Below are 26,194 nucleotides of genomic sequence, written 5' to 3'. Positions count from 1 at the left end.
CGGCTGACAGTCTCCTGCCCTTACGCGCCAGGTCCGACATCTCGGGACAGTTCCCTGATGCCGGACCTGGCGCCTCGTGGAACGGGTGCGGTCAGGCGAGGCTCTTGGTCTGGGCCCAGGCACGGACCGCCTTCGCGGCCCTGGCGTTTGCCCCCGTGTGGGTGCCGCCCGCCCAGGTCGCGACGGCGGACCACAGCGCCCTGTCCGCGGCGTCCACCGTCTGCGTCGGCGGGGTGGTCGGCGGCGGGATGGTCGGCGGCGGAGTCGTGGGGGGCGGAGTCGTGGGGGGCGGAGTGGTCGGCGGCGGGGTCGGGCCGCCGACCGCGGTGAGGAGCTTCGTGCCGACGGGGCTGCCGAGGCCCGACGCCGGGTCCCACCCGGAGCGGGCCGGGTAGCCCTGGTTGTCGCCGGCGGTGATGTCGGTGAAGGCTGCGGGATTGGCGTAGGCGACGGCGGCGAGATCCGCGACGGGGGCGCCGGTGAGCTGCGCGAGGCGGGCGACGAGTCCGGCCAGCAGCGGCGCGACGGCGGAGGTGCCGCCGACGACCGCCGGCTGGCCGTCCACGACGACGCGGTAGCCCGTCTGCGGATCGGCGTTGCCGCTGATGTCGGGCAGGCCGCGGTAGCGGCCGACGGCGGCCGGCTGCCAGGCCGGCCGGGTGAACGTCGCCGAGTAGCCGCCGCCGGTCGCCGAGTCGGCGGCCTCGTTCCACACCACCTCGCTGGCGCGGGCGCCGGCGGCGTCGAGGGTCAGCTTCGTTCCGCCGCAGGCGATCACGTTCGGCGAGCCGGCCGGGAAGTCTGCGACGAGCCGGTCGGTGGCGTCGTCGGCGCCGGCGTCCCCGGCGGCCGCGAGGACGGTGATGCCGGCGGCGCGGGCGGCGGCGAATGCCTGGTCGTAGGCGCGCATCGCCTGCGCGGTCCAGGACGACTCGGGGCCGCCCCAGCTGATGCTGATCGCCGCCGGGCGAGGGGTGGCGGCGGCGGCCGCGTTGATCGCCGCGAGGAAGCCGGCGTCGGTGTTCGGCGCGAAGTAGACCACCTGGGCGGCGCCGGGGGCGACCGCCCCGGCGACCTCGATGTCGAGCAGCACCTCGCCGTCGGCGCCGTCCGGATCACCGCCGGGGACGTTGGCGGCGCCCTGCACGCCGACGGCGGACACCGCCGGGGTCGGCAGGTCCAGGCCGCCGAAGTAGGTGTCGAGGTCGGCCTGGCCGAACCCGCCGCCGAGCTCAATGATCGCGATGGTCTGGCCCTCGCCGGTCGCGGCGGGGAAGTCGTAGGCCCGCGCGACCTGCAGGGCGGTCAGGCCCTGCCGCGCGGAGGCGGCGGGCTGGAAGCGTGGCCGGGCGGCGGGACGCTCGTCGAGGCCGAGCACGGCCACGACGCGGTCGTCGAGCTCGTCGGGCAGGCCGAGGTCGCCCTCGCGGCCACGGATGGCCCGACCGCCGGAGTCGTAGAGGGCCAGCGGGGTGTCGAAGGCGGTGCGCGCGGCGGCGGCCGGGCCCCGCAGGCGGACTGTGCGGGCGGGCTCGTCGACCTCGGCGACGTCCAGTCCGGCCCGCCCGGCGAACGCGCGCACCGCGGCGACGTCGTCCGGGTCGGCGCGGAAGTCATCCGCGGCGGTGGGGCGCAGCACGACCGTGACGTCGATCGGCTGATCGTCGGGAACCGGCCCGACGGGCGTCCCCAACGATGGTCGGTACGAACCCTGAAGGCGGCCCATGAATCCTCCTGACCTGCGGTAATCGACCGGAGACCGACATTCGGCGCGCAGGCGTCATTCCCCCACTCCGGCTCGTACACCGTCGTGCCGGCGATCGGGGCCCGAATGGCCCGAAGGTGCCCCCCGCCGGTCCCTTGCCGCCGCCCGGCCATCTCCGGAGGATGGGAGCGGACGCCGCTCCGATTCGTCACGCACAGCGAGCGCGCACGCAGTCGGGAGAGACCGATGGAGAAGGTGTTCGAGATCTACATCCGCACCACGCCGTGCCGCCTCTGGGCCGCGATCACGACGCCCGACACGAGCGTCACCCGTGATCTGGGCGCGCGGATGACCTCGGACTGGACCCCCGGTTCCGGCTTCGAGCTGCGCCACCCGGGAACCGGGGCGCGGCTCGGTTCCGGTGTCAACCTGGAGGTCGTGCCGCCGCGGCGGCTGGTCCAGCGCACGGTCGCGCTGTGGAGCGACGACGTGCGCGATGCGGGCATCACCCGCGTGACCTGGGTGATCGAGACCGTGGGCGACGCCTGCCGCCTCACCGTCGTGCACGACCAGATCCGCGACGGCGCCGACCACGACCTCTACGGCGGGTGGCCCTCGACGCTGTCCAGCCTGAAGGAGCACCTGGAGACCGGCCGGTCGTGGGCCAGCCTGCCGGCGTCCGCGCGCTAGATCTCCACGGCGGCCTCGGCGAACTGAGACCGGTAGAGCCGGGCGTACGGGCCGTCCGCGGCGAGCAGGCCGGCGTGATCGCCCTGTTCGACGATCGCCCCGTGCTCCATCACGAGGATGGTGTCGGCGTCGCGGATCGTCGACAGCCGGTGGGCGATGACGAAGGCGGTCCGGCCCGCGCGCAGCGTCGACATCGCCTGCTGGATGAGGACCTCCGTGCGGGTGTCCACCGAGCTCGTGGCCTCGTCGAGGACCAGGATCAGCGGTTCGACGAGGAACGCGCGGGCGATGGTGATGAGCTGCTTCTCGCCGCCGCTGACGCCGGTCCCCTCGTCGTCGAGCACCGTGTCGTAACCGGCCGGCAGGGTGCGGACGAACCGGTCGACGTGGGCGGCCCGGGCCGCGGCCACGACCTGCTCCCGGGTGGCGCCCTCGGCGCCGTAGGCGATGTTCTCGGCGATGGTGCCGCCGAACAGCCAGGTGTCCTGCAGCACCATGCCGATCTGGGCGCGCAGCCCGTCGCGGGTCATGGCCGCGATGTCCACGCCGTCGAGGGTGATCCGCCCCGAGGTCACGTCGTAGAAGCGCAGCAGCAGGTTGATCAGGGTCGTCTTGCCGGCCCCCGTGGGGCCCACGATCGCGATCGTGTGGCCCGGCTCGGCGACCAGGGAGAGGTCCTCGATCAGCGGCTTGTCCGGCTTGTAGCGGAACGCGACGTGCTCGAACGCGACCCGGCCGCGCAGCCGCTCGGGCCGCGCCGGCGCAGGCGGGTCGGGCTCCTGCTCGGCGGTGTCCAGCAGGTCGAACACCCGCTCCGCGGAGGCCACCCCGGACTGGAGGAGGTTCGCCATGCTGGCCGCCTGCGACAGCGGCTGGCTGAACTGGCGCGAGTACTGGATGAACGCCTGGACGTCGCCGATCGTCAGCGCCCCCGAGGCCACCCGAAGCCCGCCGATCACGGCCACCAGGACGTAGTTGAGGTTGCCGATGAACATCATCGCCGGCTGCATGAACCCGGAGATGGACTGCGCCCGCCAGCTCGCNGCGTACAGCTGCTCGTTGTACTCCCGGAACGCCTGCGCCGACTCCTCCTGACGGCCGAACGCGCGGACGAGGGTGTGCCCGGTGTACATCTCCTCGACGTGGGCGTTGAGCCGTCCGGTGACCTTCCACTGGGCGACGAACTGGGGCTGGGCGAGCCTGCCGACCCGCGTCGCCACCACGACCGACAGCGGCACCGTCACCAGCGCGATCAGGGCGAGCAGCCAGGAGATCCAGAACATCATCGCCAGCACGCCGAGGATGGTCAGCCCCGAGGCGACGATCTGCGACGCGCTCTGCTGGAGGCTCTGGCCGAGGTTGTCGATGTCGTTGGTGACCCGGCTGAGCACCTCCCCGCGTGNCTGGCCGTCGAAGTAGCGNGTGGGNAGCCGCGAGATCTTGCGCTGCACGTCCCCGCGCAGCTCGCCGATCACCCGCTGGATCGCCAGGTTGGTCAGGCGGGCCTGCANCACCCCGCAGATCCCGGCGAGGGCGTAGATCACGGCGACCCACAGCAGCACCGTGCCGATCGCGCCGAAGTCCATCCCGCGGCCGGGGGTGAGGTGCAGCGAGGCGAGCAGGTCGGCCTGGGTGCCGTGCCCCGCGGCCCGCAGCGCGGCGACGTCCTGTTCCTTCGTCGTCCCGGCGGGCAGCCGCCGGCTGAAGATTCCCGCGAACACCAGGTCGGTGGCGTGGCCGAGCAGCCGCGGCCCGGTCACGGTGAGCCCGACGCTTACCGCCCCCAACCCGACGGCGGCTGTCAGCAGCAGCCGCTGCGGCCGCAGCAGGCGCAGCAGCCGCCGGCTCGAACCGGCGAAGTCCGCGGACTTCTCGGCGGCACCCTGACCGCCGAGGAATCGCGCCGGCCCGGCCATCGGGGCCGGCCCGCGCCGCGGTGCCGGGGTGGGAGCGGTCCCGCTCACGCCGCCTCCTGCTCGGTGAGCTGCGAGAGCACGATCTCGCGGTAGGTCGGGTTGTCGGCCATGAGCTCGTGATGGGTGCCCACCCCGACCACCTCTCCACCCTCCAGCACGATGATCTGGTCGGCGTCGCGGATGGTGGCCACCCGCTGGGCGACGATCACGACGGTGGCGTCGGCGGTCTCCCGGGCGAGCGCCGCGCGCAGGCGGGCGTCGGTGGCGTAGTCGAGGGCCGAGAACGAGTCGTCGAACAGGTAGATCTCGGGGCGGTGGACCAGCAGCCGGGCGATGCAGAGCCGCTGGCGCTGCCCGCCGGAGACGTTCGTGCCGCCCTGCGCGATCGGCGCGTCGAGCCCGTCCGGCATCGCCTCGACGAACTCCTTCGCCTGCGCCGTCTCCAGGGCCTGCCAGAGTTCGTCGTCGGTGGCGTCGGGCTTGCCGTAGCGCAGGTTCGACGCGATGGTCCCGGAGAACAGGTAGGGCCGCTGCGGCACGACGCCGACGGTGCGGGCCAGCAGGGCCTGATCGATGTCGCGCACGTCGACGCCGTCGACCAGCACCGCGCCCTCGGTCGCCTCCGCGAGCCGCGGGACGAGGCCGAGCAGGGTCGTCTTCCCGCTGCCCGTGCTGCCGATGACGGCGGTGGTCTGGCCGGGGCGGGCGGTGAGGCTGACGCCGCGCAGGACCGGGTCCTCCGCCCCCGGGTAGTGGAAGCCCACCCCCCGCAGCTCCAGCAGGCCGTGGGCGCGCAGCTCGCGCACCGGGTTGTCCGGCGGCCGCAGCGAGGAGTCCGTCGCCAGCACCTCCTGGATGCGTTCGGCGCAGACCTCGGCGCGCGGAATCATCATGAACATGAACGTCGCCATCATGACCGACATGAGGATCTGCATGAGGTAGCTGAGAAACGCGGTCAGCGCGCCGATCTGCATGTGGCCCGCGTCGATGCGGTGCGCCCCGAACCAGAGCACGGCGACGCTGGAGAAGTTCACGATCGTGAGCACGAGCGGGAACATCAGTGCCATCAGGCGGCCGAACCGCAGCGAGACGTCGGTCAGCTCGGTGTTGGCCACCCCGAACCGCTGCCGTTCGTGGTCGTCGCGGACGAAGGCCCGGATGACCCGCAGCCCCGTGATCTGCTCGCGCAGGATCCGGTTGACCGTGTCCAGCCGTTCCTGCATGGCCCGCCCGAGCGGGCGCATCCGGCGCACGATCAGCGTGATGATGACCGCGAGGACCGGGACGATCACGACCAGGAGCAGGGACAGCCCGGCGTCCTGGTTCACCGCGAGGATGATCCCGCCGATGCACATGATCGGCGCGGAGACCATCAGCGTGAAGCTGAGCAGCACCAGCATCTGCACCTGCTGGACGTCGTTGGTCGCCCGGGTGATGAGCGAGGGAGCTCCGAAGCGACCGACCTCGCGGGCCGAGAACGCCTGCACCCGGTCGAACACCGCCCCCCGCAGGTCACGGCCGATGGCCATCGCCGTGCGCGCGCCGAAGAACACCGCCGCGGCTGCGCACACGAGCTGCACGATGCTGACGCCGAGCATGAGCCCGCCGATACGCAGGATGTAACCCGTGTCGCCGACCACGACCCCGTGGTCGATGATGTCGGCGTTCAGGGTCGGCAGATACAGCATGCCGATCGTCGAGACCAGTTGCAGGGTCACCAGGATCGCGATGGGCCGCCGGTAGCGGGCCAGATGCGCCCGCAGAAGTCGGATGAGCATGCGGTCCCTCTCTGCAGCGGCGATACCCGGTCGACCAGGGCGTCCCGCTGCCNTCGCGGGGACACCGAGCAGGTCCCCCCACCGTCATGACGGCCACGACGGGCGGCGACCCCCGTGATCCACAACCGGGTGGCGGAGGACGGGACGGCGGTCGCACAGCCCGCCTGACGACGGGTGACGCGCCATGGACGCGTGGCGACCTTACGGCCTCAACCCAACGTCAGGTCAAGGCGTTTCCGATCGAGCGTGACCGCCTCGCGAGCCGCGGCCGCCGTCGATCGACCGACCGAACACTGACCCCGCGCGCCACGCCCCGCCGCGACGCCGCCGCGACCCCGCCGCGACCCGCCGCGACCGGCGACGACCTGCCGCGACCAACGCACACCGAATTGCCGCCGGCCGGCGGCGGATGTCATTCCGGACCCGCATTCCTGCGCGGGCGGTGATTCCCGGGTCGATGGTGGCGGCCGACGATAGCCTGGGTCCGTCCGACCACTCCGGAAGAGCGAAGGCGATCGACGCCGGGGCCGGATGCTCCGCAGGCCCACGGCGGCCGGCCCGACGCCGGCGTACCGGGTCCGGCGCGGGCCGCCGATACGCGACTTCGCCCCGTGCCCCTCGACCCGCCAGCAGAGTTGTCGATGCAACAGATTTCGGTGAAGTGGCACAACGAGCCATGTTATTCCGGCCCGGGAGCACCGGGCCAGGACAGTTGACACCGGAGCATGGGCGAGCGTAGTCGTAGGTGCGCAACCACCGGTCCATGGCGGAAAGGAACCGATAGTGTCAGGGCGAGCTGCGCGTCGACCGATGCCCGGGGCGCCGCCCCCCGGGGGGACCGGACGCCGGTGACCCGTAGTGANGTCGCAGGGGTAATGGAGGCCGACGCCAGTTCGCTCGCAGGCGCACCGTCACTACAATCGGATGGACCNTCGATGACTCTTTCCGGTGCTCGCCCTCGAGGACCAAGACCCGAACTCGAGAACAGCAGCCAGCTCACGCTGCTGCACCATCTTCATGAACTCAACCGCCCTTATCGGGTGAGTTACGAGATGGTGGTACGGAAAGTCTGGTCCGACAGCGAGGACATCAAGATCCGGCGCGCGCGGGCACGCGATCTCAGCCGTCAGTTCCGGGGCGAGAAACAGATCGACTGGAACGTCATCGAGAACTACGTGGAGCTGCTNTATCCGGAGGATCAGTCGCAGCGGGCGGCGCAGCTCGAACGGTGCCGGCCGCTGCATCTGGAGGCGTTCGGCCCGCCGGGCGACCCGGAGACCGACCGGGGGTCGGACGGGACCATCGATCCGACCTATGTCGCCGATCTCGAACGGCAGCTCGTCGAGGCCCGTATGCGCGCCGCCTTCGCCACCGCGCTGCTGGTGATCGTCCGCTCCGAGAACGCGGTGCTCCGCGGGAAGAACGCGCACTTCGGCTGGTTCCAGACCCGCGGACCGGCCGAGGAGTCCGAGCCGACGCCGGGCCCGCCGACCGAGTCCGGGGATCCGGTCACGGCGCCCATCCAGCGGCGGCAGGGCCACCGCGGGGGCCATCACCACCGCCGGGACCGGCCGATCGTCGCGTTCAGCGACCTCGTCGCCGAGCAGCCGAGTCCCGCCGGCTGGAACGTGCGGGGCCCGCTGCCCTACCCAGCGGAAAACGCCCTGCACTCGGCGCCGACCGGCCCCACCCCCGTGATCGAGGCGCTCCAGCGACGGGCCCAGGAGGCCACGCGCGCGGCCGCGGCCACCCGCGCCGCCGCGCCCGCCGACAACGCCCGCGGGCGCCGGGCCGCCACGGCGTCCGGCGCCGAGCCCGACATCCTCGCCGGGCCGGAACGCAAGCGGCGCGGCCGCGGACGATGACGGTGCTCCGGCTCCCGCTCCGCCGCCAGAGCCGGAGCCGGCGGCCCGGCCGTCCGGGTCCCTGGCCGGCCACCGAGGTGCCGTGCAGGCATGACTGGCCCGAGAACGGGCATCCCGCTCAGACCGCCCGGACGCACCGTCCGGGCGGAGTACTGCAGACAGGGAGGCCACAGGGCATGGATCGGGAGACCTTCGTCAAGCTGCTCAACGACGACCTCAGCTCCGAGTACCAGTCGATCGTCCAGTACATCCAGCACGGCGCGGTCATCACGGGCGCCGAGTACCTCAACGTCGCCGACGAGATCAAGCGGCACCTGCCGCAGGAGCTCAGCCACGCCCAGATCCTCGCCGAGCAGATCTCCTTCCTCGGCGGGACACCGACCGTCGACGTGTCCCAGGTCCACCCGTCGAGCGGGGCCCAGGAGGCGCTGCGGGACGATCTGCGGCTGGAGTCCGAGCAGCTCGACCGCTACCGCGAGCGGTTCGGCCAGGCCAACGAGCTGGGCCTGGCCGACGTCGCCGAGGCGCTGCGTCCGCTGCTCGAACAGACCCAGGAGCACGTGCGCGACCTACAGGCGGCGCTGGGCCGCTGAGCCGCTGGGCCGGGCCGCCTGAGCGGGGGCGGTCCCGGCCGGCCGGGAGCCGGCCGCACCGGGCCCCCTCAGACGGGGACGGGGCTGTCCACGTCCACGATCTCCTTGCCCAGCGGCATCAGCGACACCGGGATCAGCTTGAAGTTCGCCAGGCCGAGCGGAATACCGATGACGGTCAGGCACAGCGCGATCCCGGTGGTGAGATGCCCGAGGGCCAGCCACCAGCCGGCGAAAACGATCCACACAATGTTGCCCACCAGGGACGCCCCGCCGGCATCCGGACGATCGACCACCCGCCGGCCGAACGGCCACAACGCGTAGTTGGCCATCCGCAGCGACGCGATGCCGAACGGAATGGTGATGATGAGGATGAAACAGATCAGCGCCGCCAGGGCATAACCGATGGCCAGCCAGATGCCGCAGAGCACCAGCCAGATGACGTTGAGCAGGACGCNCATTGACCCACCCGCACTCTCTCCCGGAATCGGGGACCGGTCGTCGCCGAGGCCCGCGGCGTCGGGTGCAACGCGGGCGGATAGCGCCTGCGGAACTTTACCCACGGGGCGGCGACCTTTACCCCACTTGGGGCGAGTTCACCGTCAGCACCCGGCGGATCCGGCGGGTGGCGGGCGGCGGCGGCCCCGACTCGCTACCGTCGACGGTGGTGGCCCGGGCACGGCAGGGNCCGGGTTTCGCCCGACCAGCCCGGGCAACGCCCGACCGGTCCGGACCACGCACGACCCGCCCGCGTTCCGACCGCAGCGATAGGTGGATGCCCGGTATGCAGGTGTACGACCACGTCGTCGACCTCGTCGGTGACACGCCCCTGGTCCGGTTGACGCCGGGAATCGCCGAGACCCCGGCGCCGGTGCTGGGCAAGCTCGAATACCTGAATCCGGGCGGCTCGGTGAAGGACCGGGTGGCGCTGGCGATGGTCGCCGCCGCCGAGGAGGCCGGGGCGCTGCGGCCGGGCGGCACCATCATCGAACCGACCAGCGGCAACACGGGGGTGGGCCTGGCGCTGGTGGCGGCGCGGCGGGGCTACCACTGCGTGTTCACGATGCCGGACAAGATCAGCGAGGAGAAGCGGGCGGTCCTGCGCGCGTACGGCGCGGAGGTCGTCGTCTGCCCCACGGCGGTGCCCCCCGACGATCCCCGCTCCTACTACGAGGTGGCCCGCCGGCTGGTCCGGGAGACCCCGGGCGGGTGGAGCCCGGACCAGTACTCCAACCCCCACAACCCGGCCGCGCACCGGGCGACCACCGGGCCGGAGATCTGGCGGGCGACCGACGGCCGCGTCACGCACTTCGTCGCCGGGATCGGCACGGGCGGCACGATCAGCGGTGTGGGCCGCTACCTCAAGGAGGTGTCCGGCGGCGCCGTGCAGATCATCGGCGCCGATCCGGAGGGATCGGTCTACTCCGGCGGCAGCGGCCGGCCCTACCTCGTCGAAGGAGTCGGTGAGGACATCTGGCCGACGACCTACGACAAGACGGTCGTCGACCGGGTGGAGGCGGTCAGCGACCGCGACTCGTTCCTGATGACCCGGGATCTCGCCCGGCGGTGCGGGCTGCTGGTCGGTGGGTCCTGCGGGCTGGCCGTGGTGGCGGCGCTGCGCGTCGCCGGCGGTCTCGGGCCCGACGACGTCGTCGTGGTCCTGCTCCCCGACTCGGGCCGCGGCTACCTGTCGAAGATCTTCAACGACGAGTGGATGTACGAGTACGGCTTCCTGGAGCCGCCGTCGAGCGGCCCGACCGTCGCCGACGCGCTGCGGTACAAGAGCGAGCAGAGCCGGCCGACCGACCAGGGCCACGAGGGCGGCCGGGGCGGTGGGCCGCCCGACCTCGTGCACGTCCATCCGGACGAGACGGTCGGCGCGGCCATCTCCTACCTGCGGGAGTACAACGTCTCGCAGATGCCGGTGGTCCGCCACGAACCACCTCTGCGCGCGGCCGAGGTGGCGGGCTCGGTGATCGAACGTCACCTGCTCGCCGCGGTCTTCGCCGACCGGTCCGCCGTCGACTCCCCCGTGAGCGAGCACCTGTCCCCGCCGCTGCCGATGGTGGGGGTCGGCGAGCCGCTGTCCCGGATCGTCGCGGTCCTCGGCGACGATCCGGCGGTCCTGGTCCACGACGAGGGCAGCCCGGTCGGCATCCTCACGCGCGCCGACCTGCTGAGTTTCCTGGCCGTGGCGCCGTAGCGTGGCGTCATGAGCACCGACGAGTTCGCCGACGGGTTCGAGACGATCGCGATCCACGCCGGGCAGGATCCCGATCCGGGCACCGGCGCGGTGGCGCCCCCCCTCCATCTGTCCTCGACCTTCGCCCAGGACGGCGTGGGCGGCCTGCGCGGCGGATTCGAGTACTCCCGGTCCGGCAACCCGACCCGCGCGGCCCTGGAGACCTGCCTCGCCGCGCTGGAGGGCGGCCGCGTGGGCCTCGCCTTCTCCGCGGGCATGGCGGCGACCGACACACTGCTGCGGGCGGTGTGCCGCCCCGGCGATCATGTGATCATCCCGGCCGACGCCTACGGCGGGACCTACCGGCTGATCGCCCGGGTCCTCGGCGAGTGGGGGGTCGAGCACAGCAGCGTCGACCTCACCGACCTGGAGGCGACCCGGGCCGCGGTCCGCCCGGGCGTGACCCGGCTGGTGTGGTGCGAGACGCCGACGAACCCGCTGCTGACGATCGCCGACATCGCCGCGCTCGCGTCGCTCGCCCACGACGCCGGCGCACTGCTCGCCGTGGACAACACGTTCGCCTCGCCCTACCTTCAGCAGCCGCTGGCCCTCGGCGCCGACGCCGTGGTCCACTCCACCACGAAGTACCTCGGCGGCCACAGCGACGTCGTGGGCGGCGCGATCGTGGTCAGCGATCCCGAACTCGGCACGCAGCTGCGATTCCTGCAGAACGCGGCCGGTGCCGTCCCCGGACCGTTCGACTGCTGGCTCGTCCTGCGCGGCATCAAGACGCTCGCCGTGCGGATGGACCGGCACTGCGCCAACGCCCGCGGTGTCGCCACCCTGCTGGCGGCGCATCCGGCCGTCTCGACGGTGTACTACCCGGGCCTGCCCGGTCATGCCGGGCACGGCATCGCCGCCAAACAGATGCGCGACTTCGGCGGGATGGTCTCGCTCACCCTGCGGGACGGCCCGCGGGCCGCGGTCGAACTGTGCGGGCGGACCCGGCTGTTCACCCTCGCCGAGTCACTCGGCGGAGTGGAATCCCTGATCGAGCATCCGGCCAGCATGACGCATGCGTCGGTCGTAAACTCGCCGCTCGCCGTGCCGGCGGAGCTCGTCCGGCTCTCGGTCGGCATCGAATCGGCCGACGACCTCGCGGCCGATCTGCGCCGCGCCCTGGACGGACTTTCGACCCGTTCCGCTTAGCTCCACCGCGGACAGGCGCGGGCAAAGCCGGTGCACAACACCACCACGGTGGTGGAAAACGGCCGACGAAAGTCCCGAAGTGAGCGCCGAGCCGACATAACAAGCTTTGAGCGGTTATCGTTGGCTAACTGAGTTGAGATCCTCGGGCGGAGAACATCATGGCTGCACGTGCAGGTATGCCGTACACGTGCCGGGTCCGCCAGGTCGCGACCGTCAGGAGTGCCGCATGGACGCCTCGACGGACCGCCGGACGCTCGTCACCTCGAGCGCGCTCGTCGTCGGTGCACTCCTCGGTGGCGGTGCCGCCGACATGAGTTCCTCGGCGGCGGACAGCCGGGTAGCCCTGGAGCAGGTCGAGTCCACGCTGGAGACCCTCGCCCGCCGCTGGGAGACCACCCCGCCGGCGGAGCTCGTCGAACGGCTCGCCACCCTCGAGCACCACGCCCGCACCATCGGGCGCTGGCGGCTGGGTTCGGCCCTGCGTCAGGACTGGCTGCGGGCGCACGGCCGGATCCTCCTGATGACCTCGGTCGCCCAGGGCGACAGCGGGCAGCCGAACCGGGCGACGATCGCGGCGCGGGCGGCGCTGGTCCTCGCGAAACACGTCGGGGACGCCACCACCGCCGCCCACGCCGGAGTCGTGCTGGCCGAACTGGCGGCCTACTCCTTCGACAGCACCTTCGACGGCCTGCAGCTCGCCCGGACCNCTCGGGCCGCTGCGCCGCACGCGCACACCGCGATCCTTGCGATCACCACCGAGGCGCACATCATGGCCGCCCGGCACATGCCGACGGACGGCATCGTGGCCGTGCTGCGCTCGGCGGACGCCATCGCCGCGAAGCTGCCCCAGGGTTCGTTGGGCTACAGCCTCGACGGCATTCATCCGGGCTATCTGCCGACGTTCGGGGGTGCGGCGCTCGTCGCCGCGGGCGCTGTGGACGAGGGCCAACAGCGCCTCGATGAGGCCGCCGATCTGTTCGGCCGCTCCCGGGCGTCCGGCGCGCTCGCCGCCGTGCGGCTCTACCAGGCGTCGGCGGCGATGCGGTCGCGTGATCTGGACGAGGCGGAGATTCTGGCGACGAGGGCGCTGGCCGCCTCGGCGGTCCGGCCGAGCAGTTGGTTGTCGAACGGCATTCTCTCGCTCGCGAAGCGGGCCAGAGGCCAGGGAGCGGACTGGTCCGGGCTGGTCGCACAGGCGGAGGAATGGTCACCGGTCTGACCGCCGACGGACCAGCCGGCCCGCCGTCGGACCAGGGCGGTTCGNAGTGCCCGGGCGACGAGCAGGCCGGCCAGGACGACGACCAGAACGGCCAGGAACGGGAATATGTCGGAATGTGGCATGACGTTCGACGGACCGAGGTACACGGATTTTGATGGTGCAATATTCGGGACGATCGGCAGCGGTGGCGGGGTCGCCCGCGCGGCGACGGGATAGGAAATAGGCACGGCGGTACGTTATCGGGTGGACGACAATGGTGTGCAGGTCGGGGCGCGGCAAAGGTTCCGAGCNGCACTGCACATACCCACAAAAAGGTCCGACCGGGACAGGAGAAGGCCACAAAGAAGGCCGTATCAGCCCACACCCGGGTTACACTCCAACCCCGGGACTCCGGCTCATCCGTGGTCTGAGTATCCTCTGTCCCCCGGGCTTCCGCGCCGACTGCACGGTATCTGCACGCCGTCCCCGGGGTCGGCCGGCTACCGTGAACCCGGTGAGCGGGTCGGGCGTGGTAGTCATCGGCGGGTTCTGCCTCGACTGCATCGTCACCACGGACACACTGCCGGCCTGGGGGGACGATCTTCGGGTCGACGCCGTGCGGACCCGGCCGGGCGGCAAGGGCCTGAACCAGGCGGTGGCGCTCGCCCGCCGCGGCGTGCCGGTCCGCGCCGTCGGCGTCGTCGGTGGGGACACGACCGGCCGCGAGCTGCTCGCGGCGCTGCGAGCCGAGGGGGTCGACGCAGCCACGATGGCCGTCCGTCCCGGCGCGGCGACCCCCGTCTGCGTGGTGCTCGCCCACCCGGACGGCCGCACCGCGTTCCTCTGCCGCTGGGCGGAGGCGGTCGAGCTCACCCCCGCCGACCTGGCCCCCGCTCGGGAGGCCATCCGTTCCGCCCGCGCGGTCATCGTGACCTTCGACCCGCCGCCCGCGACCGTGCGGGCGGCCGTCGACCACGCCCTGGCGGCCGGCGCGGCGCTGGTCGTCCATCCCGCGCCGCCCGAGCGGGCAGCCGCGGCGGCCCTCGTCGACCTGCCCTGGGACCGCGTGAGTGTCGCCACGCCGAACGAACAGGAGGCCAGGCTGCTGCTGGCGGCGGCCGGCGATCCGGCGGCCGACGGTCCCGGGGCTCAGCTGGCGGCCGCGTTCGGTCATCGGTTCGGGACGCCACTGGTGTGCGTCACCCGGGCGGAGCACGGTGTCGCCGTCTGGGACGGCACCCGGTCCTGGGCCCGTCCGGCCCATCCGACGACCGTCGTCGACACCACCGCCGCCTCGGACGCGTTCACCGCCGCGCTCACCCACGTCCTGTTCGCCGGCGACGCCCCGGCCACCGACACCCACGCCACCGCCACCGACACCGACACCGACACGACGGACACCAACACTCCGGCCACCGACGCCGGCCGGCTCCACGTGCCCGCCTCGGCCACCCGGCCATCCGGCATCGTTCTGGCCGCCGTCGAAGCGGGCCTCGCCGCGGCGGCCTGGACGGTCCGCCACCGGGGTGCACTCGATGCGCTGCCCCGCCTCGCCGGTTCGCCCGAGCGGCCCCCGGCCGGCCCGGCCCTCCTGGCGCCCGAAGGGGTATTCCGGCATAAGGCCTAACCGGACAGGTGCGTGTAGGTGGGCTGATAGCGGGTAATCCTGCGACAGTCACATATCGCCCCCGCCGAAGGAGCAGTCATGGCCACCCGGGTTGGGACCCGAACCAGCAGCATCAGCCTCGGTACGCTTCTCTATCTCATCGTTGGCGTGGTCATCACCGCGAGCCAGGACTACTGGAACTTCACGGACTGGGACGGCCACGCGCTGAGCAGTTTCTTCACCGCCCTCGTCGCGACCCTGCTGTGGCCNCTCGCCATCTTCTACACTTTCGCCCTCCACACCCGCTGACCGCCGGCGCGGCATCGAGGATGGCGGACGCGACCTTCCCGCCTTCGACGAACGCCAAACCCGGCATTTCCGCACCACGCCCATCCGGCTCCGGCACCGATGCCTGGGCCGGATCGGCATGTGCGCCGCGCGGCCCGATCTGGCCGGGCCACCGGGTGTCCCGGAGGTGCCGCGGGNGGCGCAACAAAGCGGCCATCATCGTGTAACCGTCCGGGTTGATGCAGGCCTGACTGTTGCCGTGTACCGACGGATCGCAGATAGACTGCGGCCGGCCGACACCGGGAACAGACGCCGTCGGTTCCAGCGACTCGCGGGCGGGCCCGCGACCGGACAGGGAGGCAGCCCGATGGAGCCGTGCCGCATCGTCAGCGTCGTGGGGAACCCGAAGGCGGCGTCCCGGACCAGGCAGGTCGCCGAGGCGGTGGCCGGCCGCGTCGCGACCTCGCTGGCCGCGAGCGGCTTCGAGACGTCCGCGGAGGTCATCGAGGTCGGCGAGCTGGGTTCCGGCCTCCTCGGCTGGGGCGACCCGACCGTCGGGGCGGCCCTGGCCACCATCCGGGCGGCCGACGTCCTCATCATCGCCACGCCCACCTACAAGGCGACCTACACCGGGCTGCTGAAGTTGCTCCTCGACCAGATCGGCGGCGGTGAGCTCGCCGGCCTGCCGGCCATCCCGGTCCAGGTGGCCGCCGCGCCGCAGCATGCCCTGGCGGTGGAGGTGCACCTGCGCCCCGTGCTCGTCGAGATCGGCGCAGCCTGCCCGACCACCGGGCTGTTCGTCCTCGACTCGGCGCTCGCCGAGCTCCCCACGCAGCTCGACGCCTGGGGCTCGGTGAACCTCCCGGCGGTGAGCGCCCTCGTCGCGGCCCGGCGCGCGGTGTCGGCGCCGTCCGCCTGACCGCCTGACCGTCGTCCCGGCCTGGCGGTCGATCAAGCACTCCGCGGCACCGACCACGACCGGCGGTACGGCTCCGTTCGCGGCTCAGCCGTGACCGACTCCCGCGATCCCGGGGTCGACCCGCACCTGCGGCAGCTGCCCGACGACCACGCCGGACTGCGCCGACGCCCGACCGCCGCCCGGCGCCGCCGGACCCGCGGGCTGTGCCCCGCTCCCGGCCCCGGCCCCGGCGGAGCCTGCGGCGGCCCGCCCATCGGGAGCCTCCGGGCTGCGGGGGCCTGCGCCGGACACGGACCTCGCAGCGGACGTCGAGCCGGAGCCCGCAGGGGGCCGGTTCTGCCCCCGCGTGCGCGGGGTGGTGTCGCCCGGACCGCTCGTCGCGGTGCCCGCGCCCGCCTCCGACGCTCCCCCGGCGCCGGTCGGCCCTCGAGACCCGGGTCGCGTCCCGGCGCGCGGCGCGGCGCCCTGCGCCGCGGTGCCGGCGGGGGCGTCCACACCGGCCGGACGGGCTGCGGCGCCCCGATACCCGCCGGCTCCCACGTACCCCCCCGTCCCCGAATACCCACCGGCCCCCGAATACCCGCCTGCCCCCGTGTTCCCACCGGCCCCCGGATGGCCGCCCGCGCCGAGGTACCCACCGGTATCCGAATATCCGCCCGTTCCGGAGTATCCGCCGATTCCGGGATCTCCGCCGGTTCCGCGGTGGCCGCCGGTTCCGGGATATTCGCCGGTTCCGGGATATTCGCCGGTTCCGGGATAGCCGTCGGCCCCGGGAGCGGCGGCGCCGCGTCGGGTCTCGTCCCGGTAGGCGTAGCCGTCCGGGTCGTCACCGGCCGACCCTCCGTCCAGGCCGGAACCGGTGCGTCCGCGACCGGGCCGGTCGTCCCACCCGTCGCGGTCGCCGCCGTCCGGGTCCGCGGCGAATCGCTCCTCGTCCTGGTCGGTGTCCCCGCCCCGGTCGACGCGGGTGGGATCGCCGGCGGCCAGGCCGTTCTCGTCGAGCGCACCGTCCCGGGACGAGCCCGGATACGTCGGCGCCGCCTGCTCGGAACCGTCCGCGGCGGTGGCTCCGTCCGTGGCCTCCGGGGAGGAGCCGTAGAGCGAACCGGGGAACGGTGGCAGCGTCGGCAGGGGGGAGATCTGCGGATCGCCCGGCTGCCAGCGCGGATCGTCGCGCTGTGGCTGGTCGCCGAGCCCGAGCCGGGTGTCGGCGGCGCTGGTCGTCCCGAGCCGGACGTCGTCCCCGCCCGAACCGGCGGGGGCGGAGAAGCCGAAGGCGGTCACGGCGACCGTGAACCCGCCGGCCGCGACGGTCAACCCGCGGCGCCGGCCGGAGATGCGGGCCCAACCCACCCGCCCGCGTAGGGTGCCGGCGATGCCGACGAGCATCACCGCGACGGCGAGCAGCGCCATGGCCATGGCAAACACCGACATCAGGCCCCCAGGTCGCATCGTCTCCACGGGAGCCCGAACCGTAACTCACCCAGAGTAGTACCACCGATACCGTGGATGCCGTGTCGGGGTGCCGGCGCCCAACCGGTCTCCCGCCGACGCGGCGCGGCACGATCCGTACCCGCCGAGCCCCAGGCGGACCGTTGCCCGCACCGGCGGTTCGACGGCGCCGGCTGCGAGCGCGGTGGGACAGATCGGCCGCCTAACGCCGCGCGATCAGACCGGCACGTCCGGCGCCGGCGGATGCACCGGCGGCCGTGCCGGTTCCTCCGCCGAAGGAGCCTCCCGTCCCGGCATCGGAACCAGCGCCAACGCCCCCAGAATCACCCAGGCCACCAGAACGACCAGCGCCACCAGATCTGCCCGCGCCACCCGCCCCAGCTCCGCCACCCGATCCAGCTCCGCCATCCGGCTCACCTCCGCCACCCGATCCAGCTCCGCCACCCGCCCCAGCTCCGCCATCCGATCCAGCTCCGCCACCCGCCCCACCTCCGCCGCCGGGCCAGCCGGACCCGCCCGAACCGCCAGACCCACCCGCACCGCCAGATCCGACCGAACCGCCAGATCCGACGCCCCCGCCGCCGGTCGGCGCAGGCGGGGGTGTCGGACGCCCGGTGTAGGTGGGGCGGTTGCCGTCGTGACGGGAGGTTCCGGCCGAGGACCTCGTGGAGGACGGACCGTCGGTCTCGTCCTCAGACCGGCCGGGCGGGGAGCCGTCGTCGCTCGGCGGGATCGGCTGGGGACGCGCCGAGGCGCGAGGAATGGACGAGCCGGCGGTGGGGCGAGGCGCCCCACCGCCGGAAGACCCTGTGACGGGCTTGCTCGTCTCGGGACTGCCCGTCTCGGACCGTCCCGCTGCAGGTCTCCCCGTCGCGGGCTTGCTCGACACGGGCCTGGTCGGTGCGGGCCGGCTCACGGGCTTGGTCGGTGCAGGTCTGCTCGTTGCAGGCCTGGTCGGCGCGGGCTTGGTCGGTGCGGGCCGGCTCACGGGCTTGCTTGGGGCAGGTTTGCTCGGTGCAGGTTTGCTCGTTGCGGGCCTTCTCGGGGTTGGTCTGCTCGGCACGGGCCTGGCAGGGCCCTCGGACTCGCCCGCGCCGCCCGCGCCGCCCGCGCCGCCCGCGCCACCCGAACCACCCGAACCACCCGAACCACCCGAACCACCCGAACCACCCGAACCACCCGAACCACCCGAACCACCCGAACCAGTCGAACCACCGGAACCACCGGAACCACTCGAACCGTCGGACCCACCCGAGCCACCGGACCCGGAACCGCCCGAGCCACCGGACCCACCCGAGCCACCACTTCCGGAGCCCCCGGAGCCACCGGAGCCACCCGTGTTGCCGTTGCCGGTCGGGGTCTGGCCGCCCTTGGGCCCGGTGGGAGTGGAGGGTGCGGAGCCCGCCCCGCCGCCGCGCGGCGGCGAGGTGGTCCGGACGGCCGTGCCACCGGGGCGTGCGGGGGAGGCGGCCGGTGGCCGGTCCGTCTTCGGGGGCTGGCCGGTCGTCCCACGCTGCGGCGTGCTCGCGCCGCCGGCGCGCTGGGGTCCGGCGGGCGCCCGGGGCACGCCCGCCACCAGGCCCGCAGCTCCGGCCCGCGCCCGGCTGGCCGGGGTGGCCGGCGGGTGATTCGAGCCGCCCGGCGCGCGGCCGTTGGTCACGTCGTCGGTGGGCTGGGCATAGGCCTTGTCGCCCTTCGTCGGATCCTGCTGCACCTGGACGTCCGCCTGGCCGCCGCGGCCAGGCGAGGACGAGGACGAGGACGAGCCGGACCCGGGCGGAACCAGGAAGACGCTGTTCGAGGCCGGATCGTGATCGCCGCCGTCGCCGGTCCCGACACCGTGCGTCGCGAGCAACCCGAACGCAACGAGAGCCACCGAGCCGGCGCCGGTGACAATCCCGGCCCGACGGCGATCGTGGATCCATGCCCACTCGGCTCGTCCGCGGAGCAGACCGAGAACTCCTGCAATCAGTATCAGCCCGGCAACCGCCAGGCAGAAGTACATCATGGAAACCCCCCGGGCGCAGTCGCCTACCAGGCTAGGGGCGATCCATCGCTATTCGTCGCAAGGGAATTACAAAGAGATTCTGCCATCATCCTGCCCGTGACGGATATCACCGACTGAANCGGTAGGCGTATCCACCGAAGCAATCCGGTCGAGGATACCTGCGACATCAACCCCCGACGGCNACGTNCCGAAAGCGAGACCCCCGTCACCGGCCAACCGGCTCGCGCAGAACGCATCCGCAACGGCGGGCGGCGCATGCCGGACAAGCAAAGAACCCTGCATAACGAGTGCCAACCGCTCGACCACACGGCGCGCGGCGAAGGGGTCGGCCGCCGCCTTCGGCAATTGCGCGCGCAACCGGTCCCAGGCCCGATCGAGCCGGGCGTCCGCGCCGCGGGCCGCCTCGATCTGCCGGGACAGCGCGTCGAGGCCGTCCGGTTCCCGATCGAGCGCCCGGAGCACGTCGAGCGCATTGACGTTGCCGGAGCCCTCCCAGATGCCGTTGAGGGGCGCCTCCCGGTAGAGCCGTGGCATGCCCGACTCCTCCACATANCCGTTTCCCCCGAGGCATTCGAGGGCCTCCGCGGCCACGCCCGGCGCCCGCTTGCACACCCAGTACTTCGCCACGGCCGTCGCGAGGCGTTTGAACGCCTGCTCGTCGCGGTCGCCGCGCGCCGCCCGGTCGACGGCTCCCGCGACCCGCAACACCAAGGTGGTCGCCGCCTCGGATTCCAGGGCGAGATCGGCCAGCACATTGCGCATCAGCGGGGCGTCGATCAAACGGGTCCCAAAGGCCCGGCGATGGCGCACATGGTGCGCGGCCGCCGTGACCGCGGCCCGCATCCCGGCCGCGGACCCGAGGCTGGCGTCGANCCGGGTCATCGCCACCATTTCGATGATGACGCGAACGCCACGCCCCTCCGCCCCGACCAGCCAGGCCACGGTGTCGTCGAACTCCGGTTCGCTGCTGGCATTGCTGCGGTTGCCGAGCTTGTCCTTCAGCCGTTGAATGCGAAAGGTGTTACGNCTGCCGTCGGGGAGCACCCGCGGCACCCAGAAGCAGGACAGTCCGCCGGGTGCCTGCGCCAGGACCAGAAAGACGTCGTTCATCGGCGCACTTGTGAACCACTTGTGGCCTCGTAGCCGATAGGTGCCGTCGGCGGCCGGCGTCGCCGTCGTCGTGTTCGCCCGGACGTCCGAACCGCCCTGCTTCTCGGTCATGCCCATGCCGGCGAGCAGCCCCGCCTTGNCCTCCGGCGGGCGCAGCCCCGGGTCGTAGATCCGGCTGGCGAGCAATGGTTCGTATCTGGCCGCGAGGTCGGGCGCGGCCCGCAGCGCCGGGACCACGGCGTAGGTCATCGACACGGGGCAGAGGTGGCCCTGTTCGACGGTGCCCCAGACGAGGATGTTCGCCGCCCGCGCGACGTGCGCGCCCGGGCGCGGGTCCCGCCACGGCGCCCCGGTCAGCCCCTCCCGCACGGCCACCTCGAGCAGCGCGTGCCAGGACGGGTGGAAGTCGACCTCGTCGACGCGGTTGCCGTAACGGTCGTGGGTGCGCAGCTCGGGCGGGAAACGGTCGGCCTCCTCCGCCCAGCGCCGAGCCTGNTCGGTGCCCNCCAGCCGGCCCAGGCGGCGCAGGGCATCCGTGTGCCAGCCGGCGCCCTCCCGGACCAGGGCCGTCAGCAGCGCCGGGTCCGCGGACGCGTCGTGGCCGACCAGCGGCGGGGGCTGGTTCGTCACCTCGTGCGTTCGACCGGGGGACGACCGTGAGGCCCCGGTGGGCAGCCGCGCCTCGATCGACGAGCTCATCTCCGCTCCTCCTCTCGCGCCCCGCCACGGNGCTCCCTCGGCACGGGAGACCGGTGGTCGGTGGTCGGCGGTCGGCGTGCCCTCCCTCGACGGTCCACCGATCCCGCAAACGAGAACAACATATTGGCTGCCGGTGCCCGACAGCCACCAGGGAAACCGCCCTCCCGGCGGTATATAACCGCCTTCCGGACAATTCGCAGCCCATCTTCGGGGGCCGGATCGCGCATTTACCGGACGACCGGAGCGCGATGGATCCGAACCGCCGGGAACGAACGCGGGCGGCCGGGCAGCCCACTCCGGCGTCGTCCCGCCCGGGGCGCGCGGACCAGGGCGCCCGCCCGCCGGCGCGGGTCCGTCGCGGGGCGAGGCCGCCGGGCCCGACCGGATCTCCGACGAAGGCTCGGAGCACGCCGTGATCCCGTGATCATGCTGTGCGATGCTCGAACGGGCTAGNCCTCCCGGGTGCTACGGAGAGTCCCGAGGAACACCGAAAGTAACAGCGGCCCCGCCGGCACGATCGCGAGCGGTGGCAGCATCACGACAACAATTCGCCGTCGACACGACACCTTGCGTCACGGTCGAACACACATGGTTGACGCTATCAGGACCGGCTCCCCTCGGGAGCGACGGCAGGTATCGACGAGACGACTCTCGGTATCCGTCATTCTGCCGACAGGGAATCCGCTCCGGCGGACCGGCATGCGTCGACATCCATCCCATTGCTGCGCGCCGCACACGCGCGGGCCCGGCCGATACCGGATGCGCGGCGGCCGATGAAACTCGCGGCGCGGATACTCGTATGCTCACCCACAACCGGGAGGATTCGCCGCCCGGAAATCAGAATACGTTTACTCACGGTGAGATCCGTCGAGTCCGGGCAGCGTTGTCGGGCGGGGCGCGAAAGATGATCAGAGGTGGCCGGATCGGGGGGCGACGATCACTCGGCCCCGGCACGGCCGCGGTCGCGGTCCACTCCAGGCCGGCCCACCGCAGGCGGGCTCACCGGCGGCGATTCCTCTCGTCGTTGGCCATCCTGCTGGCCATTCTGGTGCTCGGAACCCTGGCCCTCCACGTGGGTGCCAACCTGCTGCACCGGGAGGAGGGATCGCGGCTGGCGGCCCGGGCGAGGCTCGTCGAGCGCCTCGCGCAGTGGGAGTCCGACGCCGACTCCCCCGCGGGGCTGTCGGCCGCGGTCGCGCGCGTCCCCTTCCGCCCGGACGACCGCGCCACCAACGCGGATCTCCTCCCCGGCCTGCAGCTGTCGCCGTCGGGCGATGTCACCCGGCTGCTGGCCCTGCTCGACCGGGCCGGCACCGTCACCGCCGCGTACCCGGTGGGCGGCGTCGTGACCCCGCGCGCCCTCGGCCCGGCCCTGTCGTCGGCATGGGCCGGCAGGGGCGCCGTCTCCCCCGTCTTCACGCTCGCCGACGCGCCGGTGCGCGCCACCGTGGTTCCGGTCGGGTCGCCGCGGCCCTGGGCCGTCCTGGTGGCCGTCTCCACCCAGGAGATCAATCTTCGGCTCTCGAGCGGCATCGCGACCATGCTCGGGGCCGGCAGCGGCAGTGTGTCGACGATCGACCAGCACGGCGTCCCGATCGCCTCGACCGACCCTGCGCTGCCTGGCCGGCAGATGCTGGCGGCCGCGGAGCTGCGCCGCTCCCGTGCCCCCGGCCGCAGCCCGCGGATCTGGCGCACCTCCGGCCCCGACGGGACGATCACCCACATCACCGCGCTGCAGCCGGCGACCGGATATCTCACCTACTTCCAGCAGCCCACCGAATCGCTCTACGCCGACCTGCGGGCCAGAGGCGACCGGCGCAACCTGACGCTGCTGGCGGTCGCGCTGACCGGCGTGCTGTGCATCGTCTTCCTCGGGCTGCTGCGCGAGGCCGCCGCCCAGCGGAGCCGGGCGGGGCTGCGGGCGCTGTTCGCGGCGGCGCACGACATCGTCCTCGTCACCGACCCGGCCGGCCGGCTCACCTTCGTCAGCCCGGCCATCGTCCCCCTGCTCGGCCACCCGGACGAACCCTGGCTGGGGCGGTCGCTGACCGAGCTGGCCCATCCAGACGACGCCGCGCGGCTGCTGTGCCTGATCGAGAATCCGACCGCGGGATCGCTGCTCGACATCCGGCTCACGCGGGCCGCCGGCACCCACCGCTGGTTCGACGTCGCCGCGCGCCGGCTGCCGCGGCAGGCCGGCGCACCCGAGATCCTCATCACCTGCCACGCCGTCGGCAGACGCAAGCGGCTGCTCGATCAGCTCGGTTACCAGGCCGGCCACGACGTGCTGACCGGGCTGCTCAACCGGTCGGCCTTCGAGGAGGAGCTCGCCACCGCCGCCGCCACTCCTGCGACCACCACTCCTGCCGCCACTGCTCCTGCCGCCACCACCTCTGCCGCCTCTGCCTCTGCCACCTCTGCGCGGCCGGCCGACTCGGTCGCGGTCCTGTTCGTCGACCTCGACCGGTTCAAACAGGTCAACGACACCCTGGGGCACGCCGCCGGCGACCAGGTACTGCAGACGGTGGGCGCACGGCTGCGGTCCGAACTCGGCGCGGGCGACGCCGGCGGACGGTTCGGCGGCGACGAGTTCGGCATCCTGCTGCGAGGCACCGACGGGCCCGGCGCGCGGGCGGTCGCCGCCCGGATCATCCAGGCGCTGGGCCAGCCGATCCTCGTCGACGGCGACGAGGTGCGGATCGGTGCGAGCGTGGGGATCGCCCTGGCGGGTGCCTGCCCGTGCGGACCCGAGCAGCTGCTGTGGGCGGCCGACCAGGCGATGTACCGGGCGAAGCAGGTCGGACCGGGGCGTTATGCGGTGGCGACGCCGGGCCCACCCGGCTCGGTCGCGGAGTCCGGTGTCGTCGCGGAATCCGGTGTGGTCGGGGTGGACGCCGTGGAGTTCGCGATCTCCGAGCCTCTCCTGGTCGAGCTCCTCGACGTCACCGTGGACGAGATCGAGTCCGCTACGGCTCGGCCGGCGCCCGCAGCGGACCCGGCCGAGCCGACCGGTCCCCGTGCCGGCGCCGAGCCCGGCGAGACGGCCGACGGTGCGGCGGCGCCGTCCCAGCTCGGGCCGCGGAGCCGGACGCACCCGCGGCGGCGGTCCCGGCAGCGGCGGACCAGCGTCCGCGCCCACCTCACCCGGGCGCTTCCGCTACTGGTCCTGGGCTCGGTGATCCTGACCACCACCGTGGTCACCCTGGGGATCGAGAACGCCAACCGGCGGCGGGCCGAGGCCCAGCGGGTGACCGACAGCGATGCCCTCTCCTTCCGTCTCGCCGGGTTCGCGGCCGACCTGAGCCAGCCCCGGTACCTCATCGACCCGGTCTCCCGACTGCCGTGGTCGCTGACGGACCCCGCGGCCGACGCCCGGACGCTGGCCGCCGTCGCCGGGCCGAGCCTGTCGACGCCGGGCACCCTGCTCGCCCTCGTCGACCTCGACGGCCACCCCCGGGCGGTCCAGCCGCCCGGGGCGGCGGTGCCGTTCCCGGCGCACAGCCGGATCTGGGCGTCCGCCCGCGGCGGCGGCCTGAGCCTGCCGGCCCTCGACGAGTCCGGTGGGGCCCGGATCTACAGCGTCGTGCCCGTCCGGCGTGCCGGACGCAGCGCCGCGTTCCTGGTACTGGGCCGGACGCTGCACGGGTCGCCGGCCGCGGAGATGGCCCGCACCCTCGGCCGGGGAACAACCGCGGCGGCCGCCAGCGCGGCCGCGCTGGACCTTGGCATGACCATCAGCGTCGTCGACGCGCATGGCCGGGCGGTCATGTCGAACGACGCCGCCACGGTCGGGCGGACCGTCGTCGACCCCGACGAGCTGCGCCCGATCACGCCCGGACACAGCCGACGCGTGACGGTGCTGGACAGCCACGGCGGCGGTCGCGTCGCGACGGCCACCAGGATCCCCGCCAGCCCCATGCCGGCGTACCTCGTCGTGCGGCGCGACGGCCGCGGGGCGGCGGAGGGGCCGCGGCCGAACCACGCCCTCAGCGACCTGCTGCTCGTCTCGATCGTCGTCGTCACCGTGGCGGGGCTGATGCGGGCGATCCTGCGGGAGGACCAGGCGATCCGGCGCGACGGCGCGCGGCTGCAGACCCTGCTGCACGAGTCGCACGACATCATCATCAACCTGAACCGGGCCGGCTCCCCGACGTTCATCAGCTCCGCGATCGAGAGCCTGCTGGGTTACCCGGTCCAGTCCAGGATCGGGCTGCCGCTGCTCGAGCTCGTCCATCCCGAGGACCGGGACTGGCTACGGGGCTTCCTCGACGAGCGGCTTCGAGGGAACCCCGCGTCGTTGNTGGACGTCCGACTGTGCACGGCCGACGGTGGGTACCGGTGGTTCGACATCGAGGCCGGTGCCTGGCGGGCCGCCTCCGGGCCCGGTTACCTGGACGGCGGCCTGCTGCTGACCTGCCACGAGGTCGGCGAGCGGCGCCAGCTCCAGGAACAACTGCGGCAACGGGCGACCCGCGACCCGCTGACGGGACTGGCGAACCGGGTGGCACTCACCGAGCTGCTCGACCACCTGACCGAGCAGCGCTCGCCCTTCGCGATCCTGCTCGTCGACCTCGACCACTTCAAGCCCGTGAACGACACCTTCGGCCACCAGACGGGCGACGACGTGCTGCGCATCATCGCGGCCCGGCTGACCGAGGTGCTGCGGGCGCAGCCGTCGGACGGCACGGCGTTCCGTCTCGGCGGCGACGAGTTCGTCCTGGTGCTGCCCGACGTCGACGCGGACGACCTGCGGCACATCGCCCAGCGCGTGCGCGAGACCGTCGCGGCCCCGATCCTCTCGGCCGGCCACGCCATCGTCGTCGGGGCGACCGTGGGGCTGGCGTCCTCACGCAGCGTCGGCGGCGGGACCGAACCACGCGATCCCGCTCTCGTCGTCCGCCACGCCGACGCGGACATGTACGCGGCGAAGCGCGCCGCCCGGGCCCGGCGGGAGATGTTCCCCGCCACCCGCTGATCGG

Annotated in this window: 14 protein-coding genes and 12 pseudogenes; 10 read left to right on the top strand and 16 right to left on the bottom strand. The window is 73.1% G+C overall.

All coding sequences use genetic code 11. The annotated features are described in order from the left end of the window. Positions 1–91: 91 nt before the first annotated feature. The gene (locus tag UK94_RS03970; protein WP_095212531.1) at positions 92–1,726 is read right to left on the bottom strand and encodes a S53 family peptidase; all 1,635 of its coding nucleotides are present in this window, start codon (positions 1,724–1,726) and stop codon (positions 92–94) included. Positions 1,727–1,951: 225 nt separating this feature from the next. On the opposite strand from UK94_RS03970, the gene UK94_RS03965 reads away from it, so the two are divergent. Then, positions 1,952–2,395, top strand: coding sequence for an SRPBCC domain-containing protein (locus UK94_RS03965; protein ID WP_050996998.1), 444 nt, complete (start codon positions 1,952–1,954; stop codon positions 2,393–2,395). Here UK94_RS03965 and UK94_RS39165 read toward each other — a convergent pair. The 5 genes and pseudogenes from UK94_RS39165 to UK94_RS03955 all read right to left on the bottom strand — a co-directional run. Next, a pseudogene (locus tag UK94_RS39165) lies at positions 2,392–3,438 on the bottom strand (ABC transporter ATP-binding protein); the annotation flags it as partial. The gene UK94_RS03965 and the pseudogene UK94_RS39165 overlap by 4 nt on opposite strands. A gap of 1 nt (position 3,439) precedes the next feature. Beyond that, a pseudogene (locus UK94_RS39160) lies at positions 3,440–3,797 on the bottom strand (ABC transporter transmembrane domain-containing protein); the annotation flags it as partial. A gap of 26 nt (positions 3,798–3,823) precedes the next feature. Next, a pseudogene (locus UK94_RS39150) lies at positions 3,824–3,905 on the bottom strand (hypothetical protein); the annotation flags it as partial. 1 nt (position 3,906) lies between these two features. Further along, a pseudogene (locus UK94_RS39145) lies at positions 3,907–4,311 on the bottom strand (ABC transporter ATP-binding protein); the annotation flags it as partial. Positions 4,312–4,355: 44 nt separating this feature from the next. Next, positions 4,356–6,089, bottom strand: coding sequence for an ABC transporter ATP-binding protein (locus UK94_RS03955; protein ID WP_011602024.1), 1,734 nt, complete (start codon positions 6,087–6,089; stop codon positions 4,356–4,358). Positions 6,090–7,276: 1,187 nt separating this feature from the next. Between UK94_RS03955 and UK94_RS03950 the strand changes: the two genes are divergently transcribed. Together UK94_RS03950 and UK94_RS03945 are read left to right on the top strand one after the other, a co-directional pair. Then, positions 7,277–7,954, top strand: a 678-nt coding sequence (locus UK94_RS03950; RefSeq protein ID WP_235486436.1) for a hypothetical protein, incomplete at its 5' end; no start/stop codon positions are given. Between the two features lie 176 nt (positions 7,955–8,130). Continuing rightward, complete coding sequence (locus tag UK94_RS03945; RefSeq protein WP_011602022.1) at positions 8,131–8,547, top strand: ferritin-like domain-containing protein; 417 nt, start codon at positions 8,131–8,133, stop codon at positions 8,545–8,547. Positions 8,548–8,615: 68 nt separating this feature from the next. Here the strand turns inward: UK94_RS03945 and UK94_RS03940 are convergent. After that, positions 8,616–9,001 (bottom strand): annotated as a pseudogene (locus UK94_RS03940) (YccF domain-containing protein); the annotation flags it as partial. A 327-nt stretch (positions 9,002–9,328) separates the two neighbouring features. Between UK94_RS03940 and UK94_RS03935 the strand changes: the two are divergent. The 4 genes from UK94_RS03935 to UK94_RS03910 all read left to right on the top strand — a co-directional run bounded on the left by UK94_RS03935 (position 9,329) and on the right by UK94_RS03910 (position 15,946). After that, positions 9,329–10,747: a cystathionine beta-synthase gene (locus tag UK94_RS03935; RefSeq protein WP_041938770.1), complete on the top strand. Its 1,419-nt coding sequence runs from the start codon at positions 9,329–9,331 to the stop codon at positions 10,745–10,747. A 9-nt stretch (positions 10,748–10,756) separates the two neighbouring features. Further along, the gene (locus tag UK94_RS03930; RefSeq protein WP_011602019.1) at positions 10,757–11,935 is read left to right on the top strand and encodes a cystathionine gamma-synthase; all 1,179 of its coding nucleotides are present in this window, start codon (positions 10,757–10,759) and stop codon (positions 11,933–11,935) included. 1,712 nt (positions 11,936–13,647) lie between these two features. Beyond that, a complete protein-coding gene (locus tag UK94_RS03920; protein ID WP_157734116.1) occupies positions 13,648–14,760 on the top strand; it encodes a PfkB family carbohydrate kinase in 1,113 nt (370 codons plus the stop codon). 634 nt (positions 14,761–15,394) lie between these two features. Then, positions 15,395–15,946, top strand: coding sequence for an NAD(P)H-dependent oxidoreductase (locus UK94_RS03910; RefSeq protein WP_063822594.1), 552 nt, complete (start codon positions 15,395–15,397; stop codon positions 15,944–15,946). A gap of 84 nt (positions 15,947–16,030) precedes the next feature. Here the strand turns inward: UK94_RS03910 and UK94_RS72770 are convergent, their stop codons facing one another. After that, on the bottom strand, positions 16,031–17,380 hold the full coding sequence (locus tag UK94_RS72770; protein ID WP_041938769.1) for a hypothetical protein: 1,350 nt from the start codon (positions 17,378–17,380) through the stop codon (positions 16,031–16,033). Between the two features lie 234 nt (positions 17,381–17,614). After that, positions 17,615–17,878: a hypothetical protein gene (locus tag UK94_RS33545; protein WP_050996996.1), complete on the bottom strand. Its 264-nt coding sequence runs from the start codon at positions 17,876–17,878 to the stop codon at positions 17,615–17,617. A gap of 857 nt (positions 17,879–18,735) precedes the next feature. On the opposite strand from UK94_RS33545, the gene UK94_RS33540 reads away from it, so the two are divergent. Continuing rightward, positions 18,736–19,026 carry a hypothetical protein gene (locus UK94_RS33540; protein ID WP_157734115.1) on the top strand — a complete coding sequence of 97 codons (291 nt, stop codon included), beginning with the start codon at positions 18,736–18,738 and terminating at the stop codon, positions 19,024–19,026. A gap of 567 nt (positions 19,027–19,593) precedes the next feature. On the opposite strand, the pseudogene UK94_RS39135 reads toward UK94_RS33540, so the two are convergent. The 7 genes and pseudogenes from UK94_RS39135 to UK94_RS33535 form a co-directional block, all read right to left on the bottom strand. After that, positions 19,594–19,958: pseudogene (locus UK94_RS39135) on the bottom strand (DNA alkylation response protein); the annotation flags it as partial. Position 19,959: 1 nt separating this feature from the next. Further along, a pseudogene (locus UK94_RS39130) lies at positions 19,960–20,278 on the bottom strand (acyl-CoA dehydrogenase family protein); the annotation flags it as partial. 1 nt (position 20,279) lies between these two features. After that, positions 20,280–20,432 (bottom strand): annotated as a pseudogene (locus UK94_RS39125) (hypothetical protein); the annotation flags it as partial. 1 nt (position 20,433) lies between these two features. Further along, positions 20,434–20,655 (bottom strand): annotated as a pseudogene (locus UK94_RS39120) (acyl-CoA dehydrogenase family protein); the annotation flags it as partial. Position 20,656: 1 nt separating this feature from the next. After that, positions 20,657–21,011 (bottom strand): annotated as a pseudogene (locus UK94_RS39115) (DNA alkylation response protein); the annotation flags it as partial. A gap of 11 nt (positions 21,012–21,022) precedes the next feature. After that, positions 21,023–21,215: pseudogene (locus UK94_RS39110) on the bottom strand (DNA alkylation response protein); the annotation flags it as partial. A gap of 661 nt (positions 21,216–21,876) precedes the next feature. After that, positions 21,877–22,071 carry a hypothetical protein gene (locus UK94_RS33535; protein ID WP_157734114.1) on the bottom strand — a complete coding sequence of 65 codons (195 nt, stop codon included), beginning with the start codon at positions 22,069–22,071 and terminating at the stop codon, positions 21,877–21,879. Between UK94_RS33535 and UK94_RS03885 the strand changes: the two are divergent. Together UK94_RS03885 and UK94_RS39105 are read left to right on the top strand one after the other, a co-directional pair. Then, positions 22,015–25,515, top strand: a pseudogene (locus tag UK94_RS03885) (diguanylate cyclase); the annotation flags it as partial. The gene UK94_RS33535 and the pseudogene UK94_RS03885 sit on opposite strands and share 57 nt — an antisense overlap. A gap of 1 nt (position 25,516) precedes the next feature. Continuing rightward, on the top strand, positions 25,517–26,190 hold a 674-nt coding region (locus UK94_RS39105), incomplete at its 5' end, for a GGDEF domain-containing protein (protein WP_235486434.1). Between the last annotated feature and the right edge of the window lie 4 nt (positions 26,191–26,194).

The organism is Frankia sp. AvcI1 (genome assembly GCF_001420875.1).
Classification (GTDB): Bacteria; Actinomycetota; Actinomycetes; order Frankiales; family Frankiaceae; genus Frankia; species Frankia alni.
Note: the sequence above shows the minus strand (reverse complement) of the source record. Positions and strands in the feature narration are given on the sequence as shown.

Coding starts and splice junctions, on each gene's coding strand:
- UK94_RS03945 (WP_011602022.1), top strand. CDS start 8,131: ATGGATCGGGAGACCTTCGTCAAGCTGCTCAACGACGACCTCAGCTCC.
- UK94_RS03910 (WP_063822594.1), top strand. CDS start 15,395: ATGGAGCCGTGCCGCATCGTCAGCGTCGTGGGGAACCCGAAGGCGGCG.
- UK94_RS03965 (WP_050996998.1), top strand. CDS start 1,952: ATGGAGAAGGTGTTCGAGATCTACATCCGCACCACGCCGTGCCGCCTC.
- UK94_RS03955 (WP_011602024.1), bottom strand. CDS start 6,089: ATGCTCATCCGACTTCTGCGGGCGCATCTGGCCCGCTACCGGCGGCCC.
- UK94_RS03970 (WP_095212531.1), bottom strand. CDS start 1,726: ATGGGCCGCCTTCAGGGTTCGTACCGACCATCGTTGGGGACGCCCGTC.
- UK94_RS72770 (WP_041938769.1), bottom strand. CDS start 17,380: ATGTCGGTGTTTGCCATGGCCATGGCGCTGCTCGCCGTCGCGGTGATG.
- UK94_RS03935 (WP_041938770.1), top strand. CDS start 9,329: ATGCAGGTGTACGACCACGTCGTCGACCTCGTCGGTGACACGCCCCTG.
- UK94_RS03930 (WP_011602019.1), top strand. CDS start 10,757: ATGAGCACCGACGAGTTCGCCGACGGGTTCGAGACGATCGCGATCCAC.